The following is a 19,686-nucleotide window of genomic DNA, read 5'->3' on the forward strand; positions in this document are numbered from 1 at the left end:
GTTCGTCCTGAGCCAGGATCAAACTCTCCATTATAGAGTAGTTGATTGCTCAAATACTTGCTGGCGTACCGCCGTCCCGAAAGACGCACGGTTCGCTTTGATCTGCGTGAGCTGATCAGTAAGTTTTGCGCGGGCCGCGTTCAACGGCCGTTGCTGTATGTTGACGTTTTGCTGTTCAGTTTTCAAGGTTCAAGTTGTTTGCCGCGCTCATTGGCGACTCAACTAATATACCATGCTTACGTAATAGAAGTCAACACTTTCTGCAAAAAACTTTAAAACTAATAAAAATGCCTGTGGTAAAAATGAAAAAACTGAAGTTTTGCCAAAGAATAAGGCTTGCAGTAAAGCCTTGATCCAGTCTGCAGATACCGCATGATCCACTCTATAATCTTTGCAGCATGTGCTGTTGCTGTCTTACTGCCAAAAGAAAGACTTTACCGAAAAGCTTGCTGGCTACCAAAAGGAATCAACCATAAGACGGCGCCGAACAGTCCCACTTTCAAAGACTAAACCATCATATTCTATAGAGTTCCGGCTTTTATAAAAACGAAAGCCCTCCAATACTTTTCTCTTTCTCTTAATGATAGAAGAAACAAACGCTACAAGTTTATTGCGGGCAGACGCTACTGCATTCGTACGACTTTAATCCGTTTGTTCGATCCGGAAGATTCATTCTTACCGCACAACTCTCTGAACAGCTGTTCCCGCTCCTGCAGGCGAGAATGTCCGCATTCTTTCATTGCTCGCTGTTTCCATAAAAAAAAGCCGGCTGAATATGATCAGCCGGCTGCAAAAATCCAATTATTCTTCGTCTTCTTCTGGAGTTTCTTCTATATCATCAATCTTCTCATCAGCTACAACGTCTTCGTCTTGGAAAACATCTGCTTCAGCACTTTCTTCAATCAAAGTTTTCTCAACATCTTCATCGATGTCTTCCAGATCGTCAGGCATTTCAATATCTTTCTTCACTTTAGCTACAGTTGCCACAATTTCATCTTCACCCAATCGGATCAACCGAACGCCTTGTGTGCTTCTGCCCGTCGTTGAAATATCGTTGACATCCATACGGATCAAAATGCCATTGACGGTAATCAGCATAATATCTTCTGTTCCATTCACCGTCCGTACCGCAACAAGAGGTCCGTTTTTGTCGGTGATTTGGCAAGTCTTGATTCCCATACCGCCTCGGGATTGAACGCGGTACTCGGATTCTTTCGTCTGTTTGCCGTATCCTTTTTCCGTGATGACCAATACATTGTCGTTTGGATCCAAAATCTCCATGCCGACCACTGCATCTCCTTCACGAAGACGGATGCCCCGAACGCCACTGGCAGTTCGGCCCATGCTGCGGATATCGGTTTCAGGGAATCGGATCAAGGCACCGTCTCTCGTACCGATGACCATTTCCTTATTGCCGTCTGTCAGCTTCACTGAAATCAGTTCGTCTTCTTCACGAAGGCTGATGGCAATCAAACCGTTTTGGCGAATGTTGGCATAATTCGTCACAGGCGTCCGTTTGCTGACTCCTTCACGCGTCGTAAAGAAGAAGAATGCATCTTCTTTGAATTCGTTGACACGAATAACAGCTGTGACTTTCTCTTCCTTGCCGATTTCCAACAAGTTGACCAATGGCAAGCCTTTGGCAGTACGGCCGTATTCAGGAATCTGATAGCCTTTTTTACGGTATACTTTCCCTTTGTTGGTGAAGAACAGGATCGTATCGTGAGTAGACGTGTACAGCAAATGTTCGACGAAATCATCTTCGTTCGTACCCATTCCCTGTACGCCGCGCCCTCCACGTTTCTGGCTGCGGTAAGTATTGGCTGGAAGACGTTTGATATAGCCATTATGCGTCAGCGTCAATACAGATGCTTCCACTGGAATCAAATCTTCGTCTTCAAACATTTCCGCTCCGCCGGTTGTGATTTCAGTTCTCCGTTTGTCGCTGAAACGTTCTTTTATTTCAAGCATTTCTTCCTGGATGATCTCAAGAATGCGGTATTCATTCGCTAAAATCTCTTTAAGGTCGTCAATCAATTTGACAAGAGCTTGATATTCTTCTTCAATTTTGTCTCTTTCCAATCCAGTCAAACGCTGTAGGCGCATATCTAAAATGGCTTGAGATTGGCGTTCAGTCAAGTTGAAGTCGGACATCAGCCCATTGCGTGCCTGCTCAGCAGTCTGTGATCCACGAATCAAGGCGATGATTGCATCAATGTGATCCAATGCAATACGCAGTCCTTCAAGGATATGTGCGCGGTCTTCCGCTTTCGTCAATTCAAATTGCGTCCGGCGGCGAATCACTACTTTTTGATGTTCCAGGTAGTGGAACAGAATTTCTTTTAGGCCAAGAACTTTTGGATGGCCGTCTACAAGCGCCAGCATATTAATACCGAAGCTTGTCTGCATTGCGGTTTGTTTGTACAAGTTATTCAATAACACACTCGCACTCGCATCTCTGCGCACTTCAATAACGATGCGCATGCCGTTGCGGTCAGACTCATCCCGAAGATCGGTGATGCCATCAATCCGCTTGTCACGCACAAGCTCGGCAATTTTTTCGATCAACCGGGCTTTATTCACCTGGAAAGGAATTTCGTTGACGATGATGACTTCCTTGCCGTTGGCTTTTGTTTCAATATCGACTACTGAACGGATCAGGATGGAACCTTTGCCCGTTTCGTAAGCACGGCGAATGCCGCTGCGGCCAAGGATGATGCCGCCAGTCGGGAAATCAGGTCCTGGAATGAATTCCATCAGCTCTTCCGTAGTAATTGCCGGGTTTTCAGCCAATGCTAAAACAGCATCAATGGTTTCACCCAAATGATGAGGAGGAATATTGGTAGCCATACCAACTGCAATGCCTGAAGTTCCGTTGACCAATAGATTCGGAAAACGGCTCGGCAAAACAACCGGCTCTTTTTCTTGTCCATCGTAGTTGTCTCTGTAATCAATTGTGTTTTTATTCAAATCACGGAGCAATTCCATGGAAATTTTCGACATTTTGGATTCCGTGTAACGCATCGCAGCTGCGGAATCGCCATCAACCGACCCGAAGTTACCGTGTCCATCTACCAGCATATAACGGTAGCTGAAATCCTGTGCCATGCGGACCATTGTTTCATAAACAGCTGTGTCACCGTGGGGATGGTATTTACCAATAACATCTCCGACAATACGCGCTGATTTTTTATAGCCTTTGTCTGAAGTGATCCCTAAATCGTACATTGCATAAAGAATGCGGCGATGGACAGGTTTCAGTCCATCACGCACATCCGGTAAAGCACGGGAAACGATAACGCTCATTGCGTAATCCAAAAATGAAGTCCGCATTTCCGTACTTATATTTATTTCTTCAACACCACTGCTAGGCCGTTCAGCCATACCTGCAGCCTCCTCTCAACTCTCTATCACTTAAACGTCCAGATTTTTAACGTATTTCGCATTTTCTTCGATAAAGTTACGGCGTGGTTCGACGTCGTCTCCCATCAGGATATGGAAAGTTTCATCCGCCACCATCGCATCGTTTAATGTCACCTGGAGCAATGTCCGAACATCCGGATCCATTGTCGTATCCCATAGCTGTGTCGCGTTCATTTCTCCAAGCCCTTTATATCGTTGAATATTCGGTTTCGGTGTCGGAGACAATTTTTCAAGCGCCTCTTTTAACTGTTGGTCTGTGTAAACATAATCCACGTGCTTGCCTTGTTTGATTTGGAACAAAGGCGGCTGGGCAATATAAATATAGCCTGCTTCAAGCAATGGACGCATATAGCGGAAAAAGAACGTCAGCAGCAAGGTGCGGATATGGGCACCATCGACGTCCGCATCGGTCATGATGACGACTTTATGGTAGCGTGCTTTTTCCAAATTGAATTCCTCGCCAATCCCTGTTCCAAGCGCTGTAATGATGTTGCGGATTTCAGCGTTGGTAAGAATCCGGTCAAGACGGGCTTTTTCTACGTTGAGGATTTTCCCACGAAGCGGCAGGATCGCTTGGAAATGGCGATCACGCCCTGATTTTGCAGAACCGCCGGCTGAGTCGCCCTCAACGATATAGATTTCACTGACTTTCGGATCCCGTGATGAACAATCTGCCAATTTACCCGGAAGACTGGATACTTCAAGCACGGATTTGCGGCGCGTGAATTCACGTGCTTTTTTAGCGGCCATCCGTGCATGGGAAGCCATGATGCCTTTTTCAACAATTTTTCGCGAAACGGAAGGATTCTCCAATAAGAACCGCTCAAATCCGCCAGAGAATAAATTATTGACGATTGTGCTGACTTCCGTGTTGCCCAGTTTGGTTTTTGTCTGGCCTTCAAACTGTGGATCCGGATGCTTAATGGAAATGATGGCAGTCAAGCCTTCACGCACATCGTCACCCGTCAAGTTAAGATCCTGCTCTTTTAACATGCCATTTTTGCGGCCATAATCATTGACCACACGAGTCAAAGCCGTTTTAAAGCCCGATTCGTGCGTTCCGCCTTCATGGGTATTGATGTTGTTGGCGAATGAAAAGATGTTTGCTGCATAGCCGGCATTGTATTGCATAGCTACTTCAACAGTGATTCCTTCTCTTTCGGCTTCAACGAAAATCGCTTCTTCATGAAGTGGATCTTTTGTTTTATTCAAGTGTTCGACATAGGACTTGATGCCGCCCTCAAAATGATAGTTCTTCTCTTTCTCTTCACCTTCACGTTCATCTCTTACCACGATTTTCAAGCCGCGATTCAAATAGGCAAGCTCACGAAGGCGGTGATCAAGAATATCAAACTCGTAAACGGTCGTTTCTTTGAAAATTTCAGAATCTGCTTTAAAACGAATCGTTGTGCCGGTATGTTCTGAATCACCGATTACGTGAAGATCTTCTGTTACGGCACCACGTTCGAACTTGATGTAATGGCGTTTTTCGTCACGGTTGACGTATACTTCCGTAACTTCAGACAAAGCGTTGACGACCGAAGCCCCAACACCGTGGAGGCCGCCGGATACTTTGTAACCACCGCCCCCGAATTTACCGCCAGCGTGCAATACCGTCATAATAACTTCAACTGCCGGGCGCCCCATTTTTTCCTGCATGCCGACAGGGATTCCGCGTCCGTTGTCTTCTACGCGAATCCAGTTGTCCGGTTCGATTGAGACTTGGATTTCTGTACAATGACCTGCCAATGCCTCATCTATACTGTTATCAACGATTTCCCAAACCAAATGGTGAAGTCCTCTTGAACCCGTAGAACCGATATACATACCCGGTCTTTTACGAACGGCTTCCAATCCTTCCAATACTTGAATCTGATTGGCTTCATATGATTCCTGTAGACCTTTTTCTTCCATAGACATTCCATTCACCTGCTCTTTCTTACGCATTTCTTTCTCTTGTATAAACAAACTCTTGATTTCCAAACGGACAAGCAGCCGCACAAAAACAGCCGGCATCTGATTTTCTTATTAAATGACGGCTCAGCTATTCAAAGGATATGTGCGGGTGCATAAGGCATTTGTTTTCACTTCTTGACTGTCCCGGCAGAAACCTCAAACAAGCGGGCACTTTGAATCGTTTCGTGCTGGATGCCTTCAACGCTGGTTGTTGTGACAAACGTTTGGACAGACCCTTTGATCGTATTCAATAAATGCGATTGCCTGTAATCATCCAATTCGGAAAGGACGTCATCCAGCAACAGGATCGGCGCTTCTCCGACTTCTTGCTTGATCAATTCGATTTCCGCCAATTTCAGAGACAATGCAGTGGTGCGTTGCTGTCCCTGTGAGCCGTAAGTCTGGACATCGTAACCATTCACGAAAAATTGAAGTTCATCACGGTGTGGACCCACCAGCGTCACTCCACGTTCGATTTCTCGTTTCCTGACCTCTGCCAATTTCTGCTCTAAAAAAGACGCCATTTCCTCAGGCGTCCAGTCGGGCTTTAAACCGTTGATCGGCTGATAACGGATTTCAAGTTGTTCCAGCCCCCGGGAAATGCCGTGATGGATCGGTTCAGCCCACTTCTGCAAAAGCTCCATAAACTGATACCGCTTGCGGATGATTTTGACAGCCGACTCGATAAATTGTTCGGTATAAACGTCAAACATGACGTCATTGATTGTTTGTTTCCCATAATGTTGCTTTAATATATGATTTCTTTGTTTGAGGAGTTTTTGATAAGTTACTAAATCATGCAGATAAACTGGAGAAATTTGTCCAATTTCCATATCAATGAACCGTCTGCGGACCTGTGGACTGCCTTTTACAAGATGCAGATCTTCAGGAGCAAACATCACGACATTCAATTGGCCGACATAATCACTCAGCCTGCGTTGTTCCAAATGATTGACTTTCGCTTTCTTCCCTTTTTTTGACAATGTAATTTCAAGGGGCAGTTTGCCGTATTTACGGTAAACATCAGCTTTTATTTTACCATATTCGGCGTCCCAGCGTATCAATTCCTTGTCATTGGAAGTGCGATGGGATTTAGCCATGGATAAAACATACAAGGATTCCATGATATTGGTTTTTCCTTGTGCATTCTCTCCTATAAAGACGTTGATGTCTGGAGAAAACTCCAGTTCCAGCGTTTCGTAGTTTCGATAATTGACAAGCTCGAGGCGGTCAATCCGCATCGAAGCTCATGCCTTCAGCCGTCACGATACGAAAATCTCCAAACCCTGGAATGTTGACCAGATCATCAGGGCGCAATTTGCGGCCTCTGCGGTTTTCAGCTTCCCCGTTTACAAAAACCTCGTGTTCGCCTAAGAACCATTTGGCCATTCCGCCAGAACTTATCGTGTCTGTCATTTTCAATAATTGGCCAAGCGTAATATATTCAGTCTCAATCCCGATTTCTCTCAAAATGCACTCATCCTTCGATTCATAGTCTATCCCTTTATTTTACCCTATTTTAGCTAAAAAGTAAAAAGGATAGCCTATATGGCTATCCTGAGGGTCTGTTTTAAATTTAATAGGTTCGGACGGGAAGAATAAGCTGCAAAATCGAATCATCCAATGCCGATTTTAAAATGAACGGGCGCATCGCTCCAGTGAACTGGATGACGACATCCTGTCCGTCGATCGCTTTCAATGCATCCATCATAAATTTAGCACTGAAAGAGATTTTCAATTCTTCTCCTTCGATGCTTTGTGCTTGAAGCTGCTCTTCCACTTTCCCGACTTCCGGAGAATTAGATGAAACTTCGACCTCACTGCCGGAATTAGTAGAGAAGCGTACAACGTTGTTGCGTTCTTCTCTTGCCAGCAAGGATGCACGGTCAATTGCCTGAAGCAATGAACGGCCGTTTACTGTAACAGTTGTTTTGTATTCTGCTGGAATCAGGCGGCTGGTGTCCGGATAGTTCCCTTCCAATAGACGGGAAAAGAATAAAATGTGTTTGGATTTGAAGAGAACCTGCTGGTTGGTCATGACGATTTCCACTGCTTCAGAAGTGTCATCCAGAATTTTATTCAACTCAGTCAAACTCTTGCCGGGAATGACAACACTGTATTCCCCTTCCGGCAAAGTTTCGAGTTTTGTTTTACGGCGTGCCAAACGGTGGCTGTCAGTTGCTACACAAACAAGCTCCCCATCTTTGACTTCCCAATGAACGCCTGTCAACACAGGACGTGTTTCAGAACTTGATACAGCAAATACCGTTTCGCGGTTAATGGTCTTCAATAGATCTGCTGGAATGGTAAACAGCCGATCATCTTGAATATCAGGCAATTGTGGATAATCCATCGCATCCAACCCGATCAAATGGAATTCTGACTTCCCTGAACGGATATGAGTCTGGAAATTTCCTGTGATTTCGATTTCCACTTCATTTGTCGGTAATTTACGGATGATTTCACCAAAAACTTTGGCTTGAAGAACAATGCTTCCTCCATTGGTAACTTGGATGATCTGCTCTCCATCTTCTTCAGCTGGAATAAACGTTTGGATCGTGATGTCAGAATCACTTCCTGTCAATCTCATTCCTTCAGAAGAAACGTCCATTTTAATTCCTGTCAAAATCGGAATGGTCGTTTTTGAACTTACTGCTTTCATTACATCGTTTAATCCTTCAACTAGTCGCTCACGTTTTATCTCGAATTTCATTCTCGAACCTCGCTTATATATATATTTTATTTAAAGGCTTTTAAAGTAATAGTAGTAGTAGGGCCTGTGAATATGTGGATAAGCCTTTTAAAGTCAATAAAAGCAGCTTATCCACATGTAGACAGTCTGTGCATAAACTGCTTGCTTATTTATTGGGTTATCCACAAGGGATTTTACTTGCCGAGTGAACTTTTGATGTCTTTTACATCTTGCTGAAGCTGTTGATTATCTTTCAGCATCTTGGAAATTTTGTCGTGCGCATGAATAACCGTCGTATGGTCACGGCCTCCGAATTCTTCACCAATTTTCGGCAAAGAGAAATCGGTCATTTCACGGGACAAATACATCGCCACTTGGCGCGGATAAGCAATGTCCTTGGTGCGGCGTTTTGTTTTGAAATCTTCCAGTTTGACGTTGAATTGCTCACCGACCGCGTTTTGGATGTCCAAAATCGTAATCACTTTCGGCTTGGAATTCGGCATGATGTCTTTTAAGGCTTCAGCTGCCAATTCTGCACTCATATCACGGTTGATGAGAGAGGAGTAAGCCACAACACGGATCAAAGCCCCTTCCAATTCACGGATATTGGAGTCGATGGAGTTGGCAATATAGGTCATAACGTCGTTTGGAATATCCAAACCATCAGCTTTTGCTTTTTTGCGCAAAATGGCGATGCGTGTTTCCAGATCAGGCGGGGTAATATCAGTGATTAAGCCCCATTCAAAGCGGGAGCGGAGCCGATCTTCCAGTGTTGGAATTTCTTTTGGCGGCCGATCACTCGAAATGATGATCTGTTTGGATTCTTCATGCAGTGTGTTGAATGTATGGAAGAATTCTTCCTGGGTCTGCTCTTTGCCCGCTAAAAACTGGATGTCATCAATCAAAAGAATATCGACACCTCTGTATTTATCGCGGAATTCTCCAGTTTTATTGTCACGGATCGAATTGATGAATTCGTTCGTAAATTTTTCCGAAGATAAGTAAACCACTTTAGCATTCGGGTTGTGTTCGAGGACATAATGTCCAATTGCGTGCATTAAATGTGTCTTCCCAAGTCCTACTCCCCCATAGATAAACAGCGGATTATAAGCTTTTGCTGGAGCTTCGGCCACGGCCAAAGAGGCGGCATGGGCAAAGCGGTTACCTGAACCAATGACAAATGTGTCAAAAGTATATTTAGGGTTCAGCATACCAGGCAAAAACTCTTGCTGCTGGTCTTGCCCCGGTTTAATGCGAGGTGCAGGGAGTTGAAAATCATCCATATCCTGATCTTTTGGCACAACAAATTTAATCATCATATCATCGCCGGTGGAATCCGATAAGATCCCTGTAATCAAATGGACGTAATGGTTTTCCAACCAATCACGTGCAAAAGAATTAGGCGCTGAAATAGTGACTGTATCATCCTGGTAGGATAAAAGCTTTGTCGATTTTAACCATGTTTCAAAACTTGGTTTGGAGATTTTGGTTTCAACTTGGGCTAAGACACTCGACCATAGTTCGTCTAAGTGTTCCAATAGCTCGTCTCCTTTATATGCAATTATATTTTAGAGTATACCATACACAAAACCACAGCTTGTGGATAACATTTGCAAACAAGGTGGTGAATAACTATCCACACCTTACCCACAATTTGTGGATAACTTATTTAGGATGAAAACTGTTAACAAGTGAAAACAAGTTAATGTTACCAAAAAAGATGAGACAACACAAGAAGTTCTTTAAGTTATCCACATTTCTTTTTTTGTTCACATTGAATCTATCCACAAGGAGTTCTTATGTTAAAAAACTGTAGATAAGGCATGTGGATAATTATTTTTTGAAAAAATTAATGCACAGGGGATCAAGGGATAAAAAAAGAAACTGTGTATAACTTAAGAGATGGAGAAGAAGAGGATCTGAAGAGGTTTTACAATAAGATATTGACATTTATACCCGTGCGCCTTTATAATAGTCGAGACTGTCTTTAGAAAAATAGTTAACTCTTTATATAGGAGGTGTCTTATAATGACATTGCGCACATATCAACCAAATACACGTAAGCACAGCAAAGTACACGGCTTCAGAGCACGTATGAGCACAAAAAACGGACGCAGAATCATCGCTGCACGCCGTCGCAAAGGAAGAAAAGTATTATCAGCTTAAGTCCACTGACCGCATCAGTGGTCTTTTTTTCTTTTCTGCTGCATTTTAGCGGAGAGGCATTAAAATAAGCAGGTGAAAGAATGAACAAGCACCAACGGATCAAGAAGAACAAAGAGTTCCAGCATGTTTTCAAAAAAGGAAAATCTTTTGCGAATCGGCAGTTTATTGTTTACGTATTAAAAGGTGAGCAGCCCGAATTTCGCCTGGGATTGTCCGTCAGCAAAAAAGTAGGAAATGCAGTAGCCCGCAACCGTGTTAAACGGTATATCCGGCAAACGTTCCTGGAATTGAAGGACGATTTGCTGCCGAATGCAGACTACATTATCATCGCCCGACCACAGGCGGCCACATTGGATTTTCATGAAAGCAAGAAAAGTCTTGAACACGTATTGAAAATAGCACGTGCATTACCCAAGAAGTAGAAGACCGTGCCGAATAGATGTTATTATAGAAGTAATTGAAATTAGTTTGGGGGAAGAAGGGTGAATAAGAAATTAGTTTTACTTATTTCACTGATTGCAGTTACGTTGCTGCTTTCCGGCTGTACGGAGTTTGATCAGCCAATCAGTGACCAGAGTGAAGGGTTTTGGAACGAATTTATCGTTTGGCCGTTAGTATCAGCCATCACGTACTTCAAGAATTTACTGGGAACTTATGGCTTCGGGATTATTGCCGTTACGATCATCATCAGATTGGTAATGCTTCCATTGATGATCAAACAAACGAAAAGTTCGAAGCGTATGCAGGAAGTACAGCCTGAACTTGTTAAGTTAAAAGAAAAGTACAAGTCGAAAGATGCTGTAACGCAACAGAAATACCAAACAGAAATGATGGCGTTGTTCCAGGAAAAAGGCGTTAATCCGATGGCAGGTTGTTTGCCTGTCTTGATCCAAATGCCTGTCTTGATTGGGTTCTATCACGCAATCAGCCGAATGAACAATACACCTGAAATCGATTTGGGAGCGTTTCTCATCTTCCCATTGGCAGAGCCAAGCATTATTTTAGCGGTAATCGCAGGGTTGATGCAGTTTATCGTTTTGCGGACTGGACCAGCTATGGACAATCCACAAATGAAGATCATGATGTATTTCATGCCGGTAATGATCATTGGATTTGGTATTATCTTGCCGTCCGCATTGACACTTTACTGGGTTATTGGAAATATCATTTCACTTATTCAAAACCTGTTCATCTACCGTCCATGGGAGAAAAAAGAAGTGCAGCAACCTGTTAAAACGAAAGCAGGAGGGGTTAAAAAGTGAAACAGATTACGCAGACGGGTTTAACTGTTGAAAACGCGATATCTGAAGCATTAGAAAAACTCCAAGTTACACGTGAAGAAGTAAGCATCAAGATCATTCAGGAACAGAAAAAGGGTTTTTTCGGATTTGGGGCCAAAAAAGCAGAAGTTGAAGTCACAGTCATCGAAAAAATGCCGATTTCGGAAAAATCGCTGGATGAAACATCAGAAAAACTTGAAGAAATTCAGGAAAAATCTGAACTTTTGCCTAAAAAAGAGGAAGAAGAGGAAGCGATTCCGGCTCTTTCCAATGAACAAGCAATCCAGGAGACAAAAAATTACATTCAATCCATTGCTGAAGGCATGAAGATCGAAGATTTATCGATTACGCATGAGCAGCGGGGGAAAAAAGTGAATTTTTACTTGGAAAGCGAAAAAGTGGCGATGCTGATCGGAAAACGGGGACAAACCTTGAACTCCCTTCAGCAATTGGCACAGCTTGTTGCCAATAAATACTCAAATCAGTTTATGATGGTCGAATTGGACGCTGAGAATTACCGGGAGCGCCGCCAGGAGACACTGGAGCAGTTGGCAGACCGGATGGCGGATAAAGCGATCCGGACTGGTGGGCGTGTACAGTTCGAACCGATGCCTTCTTATGAAAGAAAAGTCATTCATCAGGCGTTATCAAGACGTCTAGACATTGATACGCATTCTGAAGGAAAAGATCCGAACCGTTATTTGGTCATTGAACCTCATAAATAAGCTTGAATCCGCCGATCTGGCGGTTTTTTTTATGCCGAATATGCTGCTTCAAACAAGAATTTCTATGGTTTTCCCGGAATCTCTGTATTTCTTGTATAGCTAAGCGGCTGCAGTGATTAAAAAGATAGGGGAGTTTCAGTTTCTACATGAAAAATGAAATTTGAATTGTTGGAAAGCCGGAAATACGGAGATTTCGCGTTAAACCAAGCCAATACAAAAAGCTTTGTGAACTTTTGAAGCGGAATTTTATTAAGGCGAAGCACTGTGTCTTTTGATTTCGACCATTTTATGCTATTGTAGTATGTTAGAAAGCCATGTGCATTTACTGGTTGTCCACATGTGGACAACTTTTTTAAAGCGTAAAATAAAGTTATGAACATAGATTTTGGTAATCAGGCCGACGCGCTGTTTTATTTGTTATCCACAGGACAGCGGGAACGCCTTTCTTTAAGAGGAGGAAACATCATGGAATTCGACACAATCGCTGCGATATCGACACCGAGCGGAGAAGGAGCAATTGCAATTGTCCGTTTGAGCGGTCCGGAAGCAGTAGCTATTGCGGACAAATTATTCCGGGCTCCCAGCAAAAAAGCGTTGGCTGTTCAGCCTACACACACCATCCATTACGGACATCTTGAAGATCCGGCCACAGAGGAAGTAGTGGAGGAAGTTATGGTCTCCCTCATGAAAGCCCCTAAAACCTTCACACGTGAAGATGTCATTGAAATCAATTGCCACGGTGGAATTGTTTCAGTCAATCGAGTACTGGAATTGGCGTTGCGCGCAGGAGCAAGACTTGCAGAGCCTGGCGAGTTCACCAAACGGGCATTTTTGAACGGCCGCATCGATTTGTCGCAGGCAGAAGCAGTGATGGATTTGATTCGCGCGAAGACGGATCGTGCCATGGATGTTGCACTCAACCAGATGGAAGGCCGGCTATCCAAGCTGATCGGTACATTGCGCCAGGCATTACTGGAATCAATTGCCCAAATGGAAGTGAACATCGATTATCCGGAATACGACGATGTGGAAGAAATGACACGTCCGGTTATGCTGGAAAAATCAAAATGGGTGCAATCGGAAATCGAGAAATTGCTGCAGACTTCCTCACAAGGCAAAATTTTGCGAGAAGGGCTTTCAACCGTCATTTTGGGGCGTCCCAATGTCGGAAAATCTTCTTTATTGAACAGCCTTGTTCAGGAAAATAAAGCCATTGTCACAGAAATAGCGGGAACAACCCGTGATATAATAGAGGAATACGTAAATGTCCGTGGTGTTCCATTGCGTTTAGTCGATACGGCAGGCATCCGGGAAACGGAAGACATTGTCGAACGGATCGGTGTTGAACGTTCACGAAAAGTGTTGAAGGAAGCGGATTTGATTCTTTACGTTCTGAATTATGCAGAAGCACTGACTCCGGAAGATGAGCTGCTGTTTGAAACAGTCAAGGATATGGACTATATTGTCGTTATCAATAAAACCGATTTGCCGCAGAAAATCGACTTGGAACAAGTACAGAGACTGGCGGGCGATAAATTGTTGGTGACCACTTCTCTGATTGAAGAAGAAGGGATCGATCAGCTTGAAGAAGCGATTGCTGACCTGTTCTTCCAGGGAGAGATCGAAGCAGGGGACATGACCTATGTATCCAATGTGCGCCACATCGCATTGCTGCATCAGGCACATCAAACTATTTCAGATGCGATCGGAGCAGCCGAAATGGAAGTTCCCGTGGATATGATTCAAATTGATGTCACTCGAACTTGGGAAATTCTTGGTGAAATTATTGGAGATACCGCAGATGACGGCCTCCTGAACCAATTATTCTCTCAGTTCTGTCTAGGGAAATAAAACTCGAAGGGAATGAACGAACATGCCACAATACGAAGCAGGCACGTTCGATGTCATCGTTGTAGGAGCAGGACATGCAGGAGCGGAAGCCGCTCTTGCATCTGCACGGATGGGCGCTAAAACGCTTGTTTTGACGATGAATCTGGATATGATCGCATTCATGCCATGCAACCCATCAATCGGTGGGCCGGCAAAAGGCATTGTCGTACGTGAAATTGACGCACTTGGCGGAGCCATGGGGCGCGTTATCGATAAAACACACATTCAAATGAGAATGTTGAATACAGCTAAAGGACCGGCTGTACGCGCTTTGCGTGCACAGGCGGACAAAGTGCTTTACCAACAGGAAATGAAGCGCTTGATGGAAGAAGAACCGAATTTAACTTTGCATCAAGGCATTGCTGAGGAATTGGTTGTAGAAGATGGTAAAGTACAAGGGTTGATTACGCAGGTAGGAGGCATTTACCGTGCCAAATCCGTCGTTATTACAACAGGGACATTCCTGCGCGGCGAAATCATCATTGGGGATCTGCGTTATTCAAGCGGACCGAACAACCAGCAGCCATCTATTAAATTGGCAGAAAACCTGGAAAAACTCGGCTTTGAAACGGTCCGTTTCAAAACGGGTACGCCTCCACGCGTCAACAGCAACAGCATTGACTACAGCAAAACCGAAATTCAGCCCGGCGATGAAGTGCCGCGCGCTTTCGGCCATGAGACCACCGAATACATTACAGATCAACTGCCATGCTGGCTGACTTATACAAATGAAAAGACCCATCAGATCATTGATGACAATCTGCATCTGTCGCCAATGTATTCCGGGATGATCAAAGGAACCGGGCCGCGCTATTGTCCGTCAATCGAAGACAAGGTTGTCCGTTTCAATGACAAACCACGTCATCAGATCTTCTTGGAGCCTGAAGGCCGTAATACGCGTGAGGTTTACGTACAGGGCCTTTCAACCAGTTTGCCGGAACATGTGCAACGACAGCTTCTAGAATCGATTCCAGGGCTTGAGAAGGCAGAAATGATGCGTGCAGGCTATGCCATCGAATACGATTCCATCGTGCCTACACAATTATGGCCGACATTGGAGTCAAAACAGATTGAAAATCTTTATACTGCCGGGCAAATCAACGGAACTTCCGGTTATGAAGAAGCGGCTGGCCAAGGATTGATGGCTGGCATCAATGCAGCGGCTAAAGTGTTGGGCAAAGAAGAAGTTATTCTCAGCCGTTCTGACGCCTATATCGGTGTATTGATCGATGACTTGGTGACAAAAGGGACCAACGAACCTTATCGCTTGTTGACTTCCCGTGCGGAATACCGCTTATTGCTCCGCCATGACAACGCAGATATGCGTTTGACAGATCTTGCCTACTCAATCGGCATGATTTCAGAAGAACGCTACGTGAAATATTTGGCGAAAAAAGAGCGTATTGAAGAAGAAATCAAACGTTTAAGAAGCATCATGATCAAGCCGAACGAAACGACCCAGCAAGTGATTCGCGATGCTGGCGGCAGTGAATTGAAAGACGGCATTCGCGGAGCGGATTTATTGAAACGCCCGGAAATGACCTATGACATGATTTCGCAGCTGACAACGTCGGTAGTGGATCTGGAAGACGAAGTAAAAGAACAAGTCGAAATTCATATCAAATATGAAGGCTATATCGAAAAATCGTTGCAGCAGGTCGATAAACTCAAAAAAATGGAAAACAAAAAAATTCCGGAAAACATCGATTATCATGCCATTTCAGGAATCGCTACAGAAGCGCGTGGAAAACTGGCGGAAGTCCGTCCGCTTTCCATCGCACAGGCTTCTCGCATCTCTGGCGTGAATCCGGCTGACATATCCATCTTATTGGTGTATATTGAACAAGGAAAGATTGCTAAGATTTCAGTGTAAACACGCAGGTGGGAGCACCTGTTCGGTATCATGGGACCCCCGTGAACAAAAGGCATAAGCTAGACAACAGAATGGGCTGGCTCACACCAGCCCATTTGCTTTTACATAGAAAACCCATAACAAGAGGGAGGAAGCCAACTTGAATGAACAACAGTTTAAAGATGCCCTCAGCGAAAAAGGGATCCTCTTAACAGAGGAGCAACTTGAACAATTCGGGATTTACCATAAGGAACTGGTTGAGTGGAATGAAAAAATGAACCTTACTGCAATTACGGAACAAACTGCTGTTTACTTAAAACACTTCTATGACTCCATTACTGCAGCTTTTTATATAGACTTTACAAAACCGATGAAGATTTGTGATGTCGGTGCAGGTGCAGGATTCCCCAGTATCCCACTAAAAATTTGTTTTCCCCATATCGAGGTTACGATTGTGGATTCATTGAATAAACGCATTCAATTCCTGGAGCATTTGAGTGGTGAACTTGGTCTTACGAAAGTTAAATTTGTTCATTCGCGGGCAGAAGATTTCGGCCAGTCGAACCATCGTGAAAGCTACGATCTGGTAACTGCACGTGCGGTAGCCAGACTGTCCGTGCTGGCTGAATTATGTGTGCCTCTTGTTAAAAAAGGAGGCGTATTCGCAGCTATGAAAGCTGCATCAGCATCAGACGAATTGGAAAATGCCGAAAAAGCGTTGCAGAAGCTCGGAGTGAAATTGGAAGCTGTTCATTCGTTCCTGCTGCCAGTGGAAGAAAGCGAACGCTATATTCAGGTCTTCAAAAAATTCAAGGAAACGCCAAAAAAATACCCTAGAAAAGCCGGAGTTCCAAATAAATCGCCAATCTCGTAATGTTTCACGTGGAACATTTTTGCCGATGGAATAATAGCGATGAAGATTAAGCAGCTAAGTGAGCTTGCAAAAGGTGGTGCTTGAGGATGAAAAGTCCTTTTTCCCGTTTCTTCGGAGGCGGCGATAAAGCAAATGATACAGCGAAGAAGGAAATGGTAGAACACAAAGCTTCAGAAGAAGTCATCAAACTGCCGCTCGACAAAATACATGCCAATAAATATCAGCCAAGAACAGTCTTCGATCAAGAAAAGATTGAAGAATTGGCAAGAACCATCCATGTTCACGGCGTTATTCAACCGATTGTAGTCAGGAAGTCAGAAGTTGAAGGCCAGTATGAGATCATAGCAGGGGAACGGCGTTTCCGTGCCATGAAGTCACTGGAATGGACCGAAGTGCCGGCCATTATCCGAAACTTGAGTGACAAAGAAACGGCCTCCATCGCATTGATTGAAAATCTTCAGCGTGAAGAACTTACTTCAATTGAAGAAGCACATGCTTACCAAAATCTGCTGGAAATTCAGGAGATTACACAGGAGGCATTAGCGCAACGTCTTGGAAAAGGCCAATCGACAGTAGCTAACAAACTTCGGTTATTGAAATTACCGGAAGAAATCCAAACAGCGTTGTTGAACCGCCTATTGACGGAACGGCATGCAAGAGCCCTTTTGAAAGTGAAAGATGCAGAACTTCAGAACAAGTTGTTCGAAGAAACGATTGAAGAGAGCTTGAATGTAAAACAGTTGGAAGAAAAAGTGAGCAAGCTGCTGACGCCTCAACCGAAAAAACCGAAAGCCCGCAGAAAAGCATTCAGCCGAGATATGCGGATTGCGATGAATACCATTAAAGAGTCCTTGAATATGGTTTCTAAAAGCGGCATTGATTTGACGGCAGAAGAGGAAGAACACGAAGATTATTATCAAATCACAGTAAAAATTCCAAAAAAGAAATAGTAGAGGCTCTTTCCTTCTTGGAAAGAGCTTTTTTTACTAGCTTTGCCATCATATTGTTGAAAAATTTTGATACAATAGGAAAATGGAGCCCGCTAAAATAGCATAAATAGAGGTTCCGCAGTAAAATGAAGAGAGTATTAAAGAAAGTTGGTGCAAGTGTGGGTAGAACTATTGCGATCGCCAATCAAAAGGGCGGCGTAGGGAAAACAACGTCTTCAGTGAACTTAAGTGCCTGCCTTGCTTATTTGGGCAAAAAAGTTCTGTTAATAGATATCGATCCTCAAGGGAATGCCACGAGTGGAGTGGGTGTAAACAAAGGGGATGTCGATCAATGCATCTATGAAGTTTTGATTGATGATGTAGATGTAAAGAGCACCATTATGGAAACCAAGGTGGAGAATCTGCACGTGGTTCCTGCTACAATTTCGCTTGCAGGCGCTGAGATTGAATTAGTTTCAACCATTTCAAGAGAAGCACGCCTGAAAAACGCCTTAGCAGAAGTCAAAGATATGTACGATTACATAATCATTGATTGTCCACCGTCATTAGGGTTGTTGACTTTGAATTCATTGACGGCATCTGATGCGATCATTATTCCGGTGCAATGCGAATATTATGCGTTAGAAGGACTAAGCCAATTATTAAGTACTATTCGCTTAGTGCAAAAGCATTTGAATCATGATTTAATGATTGATGGTGTGTTGTTGACCATGCTGGATGCCCGAACAAATTTGGGCATGCAAGTGATTGAAGAAGTGAAGAAATATTTCCAGGATAAAGTTTACAAGACTATTATTCCTCGGAATGTAAGACTTAGCGAAGCACCAAGCCATGGAGAGCCAATTATCATCTATGATCCAAAATCCAGAGGCGCAGAAGTGTATTTAGAATTGGCGAAGGAAGTGATTCATAATGGCTAAAGGATTAGGAAAAGGTATCAATGCGTTGTTTCCTGGCGAAACAATCAATGAAGCGGATAAAGTTACCCAAATCAGTATCAGTAAAATCGGTGCAAACCCATATCAGCCGCGCAAAATTTTTGATCAGGCAGCTTTAGAGGAACTGGCGGAGTCCATTAAGGAACACGGCATCCTACAGCCGATTGTCGTAAGAAAAAAAGGTGAAAAATTCGAATTGGTAGTGGGGGAACGCCGTTTCCGTGCAGCTAAGTTGATTAAATTGAAAGAAGTTCCGGCAATCATCAAAGAGCTGACCGATCAGCAAATGATGGAACTTGCTATATTAGAAAACCTTCAACGCGAAGACTTAACGCCGATTGAAGAAGCGGAAGCTTACCAGAAATTGATGGAAGCTTTGAATTTAACGCAAGAGCAGCTTGCTTTCCGATTAGGGAAAAGCCGGCCTCATATCGCCAACCATGTCCGCCTGTTGGCCTTGCCTGCAAACGTCCGAAAACTCATTTCTGACAAGGAATTGTCGATGGGCCATGGACGTACGCTGCTAGGTTTAAGAAGCAAAAAACTTATTCCGGAAACTGCGGAAAAAGTGGTCAAGGAAAACCTCAATGTGCGTCAGCTTGAAAATCTCGTACAGCGATTGAACGAAGATGTTCCACGTGAAACAATTGAAAAAAAGAAAGATATTTTTATAGAAGAAAAGCAATCTGAGTTAAGAGATCGTTTCGGTACGAATGTACAAATCAAGAAGAGCAAGAACAAGGGGAAGATTGAAATCGAGTTTTTCTCAGAAGATGATCTGGAGCGGATTTTAGAGTTGTTAAGCTGACGAGTGCCTATTTCCCAAAATGGGAAATAGTTTCAGACTGTAGACAAAGTCTATTCAAAATGCATAACAGTGTATACCTCCAACCAGGCTGGCCACTTCGCTTTCCGTGGGCTCAGCTTCAGCCTCCTCGTC

16 protein-coding genes are annotated in these 19,686 nt (G+C 43.8%); 10 read left to right on the top strand and 6 right to left on the bottom strand.

Annotated elements, in window-relative coordinates; all coding sequences use genetic code 11:
* Positions 1-801: 801 nt before the first annotated feature.
* The 6 genes from gyrA to dnaA all read right to left on the bottom strand — a co-directional run bounded on the left by gyrA (position 802) and on the right by dnaA (position 9,609).
* Positions 802-3,384 carry a DNA gyrase subunit A gene (gene gyrA, locus H9630_RS05530; protein WP_191714523.1) on the bottom strand — a complete coding sequence of 861 codons (2,583 nt, stop codon included), beginning with the start codon at positions 3,382-3,384 and terminating at the stop codon, positions 802-804.
* Between the two features lie 30 nt (positions 3,385-3,414).
* Positions 3,415-5,343, bottom strand: a complete 1,929-nt coding sequence (gene gyrB, locus H9630_RS05535; protein WP_191714524.1) for a DNA topoisomerase (ATP-hydrolyzing) subunit B — start codon at positions 5,341-5,343, stop codon at positions 3,415-3,417.
* 164 nt (positions 5,344-5,507) lie between these two features.
* Positions 5,508-6,620, bottom strand: a complete 1,113-nt coding sequence (gene recF, locus H9630_RS05540) for a DNA replication/repair protein RecF (RefSeq protein WP_191714525.1) — start codon at positions 6,618-6,620, stop codon at positions 5,508-5,510.
* Entirely contained in the window at positions 6,610-6,849 is a 240-nt protein-coding gene (gene yaaA, locus H9630_RS05545; protein ID WP_146555346.1) for a S4 domain-containing protein YaaA, read from the bottom strand. The genes recF and yaaA overlap by 11 nt, the downstream gene beginning before the upstream one ends.
* 106 nt (positions 6,850-6,955) lie before the next feature.
* The gene (gene dnaN / locus H9630_RS05550) at positions 6,956-8,092 is read right to left on the bottom strand and encodes a DNA polymerase III subunit beta (RefSeq protein ID WP_191714526.1); all 1,137 of its coding nucleotides are present in this window, start codon (positions 8,090-8,092) and stop codon (positions 6,956-6,958) included.
* Between the two features lie 173 nt (positions 8,093-8,265).
* Positions 8,266-9,609, bottom strand: a complete 1,344-nt coding sequence (gene dnaA / locus H9630_RS05555; protein WP_191714527.1) for a chromosomal replication initiator protein DnaA — start codon at positions 9,607-9,609, stop codon at positions 8,266-8,268.
* A gap of 490 nt (positions 9,610-10,099) precedes the next feature.
* Here dnaA and rpmH point away from each other — a divergent pair, with 490 nt between their 5' ends.
* From rpmH to H9630_RS05605, 10 genes are all read left to right on the top strand, one after another.
* Positions 10,100-10,237, top strand: coding sequence for a 50S ribosomal protein L34 (gene rpmH, locus H9630_RS05560; protein WP_038705267.1), 138 nt, complete (start codon positions 10,100-10,102; stop codon positions 10,235-10,237).
* Positions 10,238-10,317: 80 nt separating this feature from the next.
* Positions 10,318-10,659: a ribonuclease P protein component gene (gene rnpA / locus H9630_RS05565; RefSeq protein ID WP_191714528.1), complete on the top strand. Its 342-nt coding sequence runs from the start codon at positions 10,318-10,320 to the stop codon at positions 10,657-10,659.
* A 60-nt stretch (positions 10,660-10,719) separates the two neighbouring features.
* Positions 10,720-11,499, top strand: a complete 780-nt coding sequence (gene yidC / locus H9630_RS05570) for a membrane protein insertase YidC (RefSeq protein ID WP_191714529.1) — start codon at positions 10,720-10,722, stop codon at positions 11,497-11,499.
* A complete protein-coding gene (jag, locus tag H9630_RS05575; RefSeq protein WP_191714530.1) occupies positions 11,496-12,242 on the top strand; it encodes an RNA-binding cell elongation regulator Jag/EloR in 747 nt (248 codons plus the stop codon). The genes yidC and jag overlap by 4 nt, the downstream gene beginning before the upstream one ends.
* A 465-nt stretch (positions 12,243-12,707) precedes the next feature.
* On the top strand, positions 12,708-14,093 hold the full coding sequence (gene mnmE, locus H9630_RS05580; RefSeq protein ID WP_191714531.1) for a tRNA uridine-5-carboxymethylaminomethyl(34) synthesis GTPase MnmE: 1,386 nt from the start codon (positions 12,708-12,710) through the stop codon (positions 14,091-14,093).
* 22 nt (positions 14,094-14,115) lie between these two features.
* The gene (gene mnmG / locus H9630_RS05585; RefSeq protein ID WP_191714532.1) at positions 14,116-16,005 is read left to right on the top strand and encodes a tRNA uridine-5-carboxymethylaminomethyl(34) synthesis enzyme MnmG; all 1,890 of its coding nucleotides are present in this window, start codon (positions 14,116-14,118) and stop codon (positions 16,003-16,005) included.
* Between the two features lie 139 nt (positions 16,006-16,144).
* A complete protein-coding gene (gene rsmG, locus H9630_RS05590; RefSeq protein ID WP_191714533.1) occupies positions 16,145-16,858 on the top strand; it encodes a 16S rRNA (guanine(527)-N(7))-methyltransferase RsmG in 714 nt (237 codons plus the stop codon).
* An 86-nt stretch (positions 16,859-16,944) separates the two neighbouring features.
* Positions 16,945-17,808: a nucleoid occlusion protein gene (gene noc / locus H9630_RS05595; protein ID WP_191714534.1), complete on the top strand. Its 864-nt coding sequence runs from the start codon at positions 16,945-16,947 to the stop codon at positions 17,806-17,808.
* Between the two features lie 158 nt (positions 17,809-17,966).
* Positions 17,967-18,728, top strand: a complete 762-nt coding sequence (locus tag H9630_RS05600) for a ParA family protein (protein ID WP_191714535.1) — start codon at positions 17,967-17,969, stop codon at positions 18,726-18,728.
* Positions 18,721-19,554, top strand: coding sequence for a ParB/RepB/Spo0J family partition protein (locus tag H9630_RS05605; RefSeq protein WP_191714536.1), 834 nt, complete (start codon positions 18,721-18,723; stop codon positions 19,552-19,554). The genes H9630_RS05600 and H9630_RS05605 overlap by 8 nt, the downstream gene beginning before the upstream one ends.
* Positions 19,555-19,686: the final 132 nt, after the last annotated feature.

This window comes from Planococcus wigleyi, from assembly GCF_014836985.1.
Taxonomy (GTDB): Bacteria; Bacillota; Bacilli; order Bacillales_A; family Planococcaceae; genus Planococcus; species Planococcus notacanthi.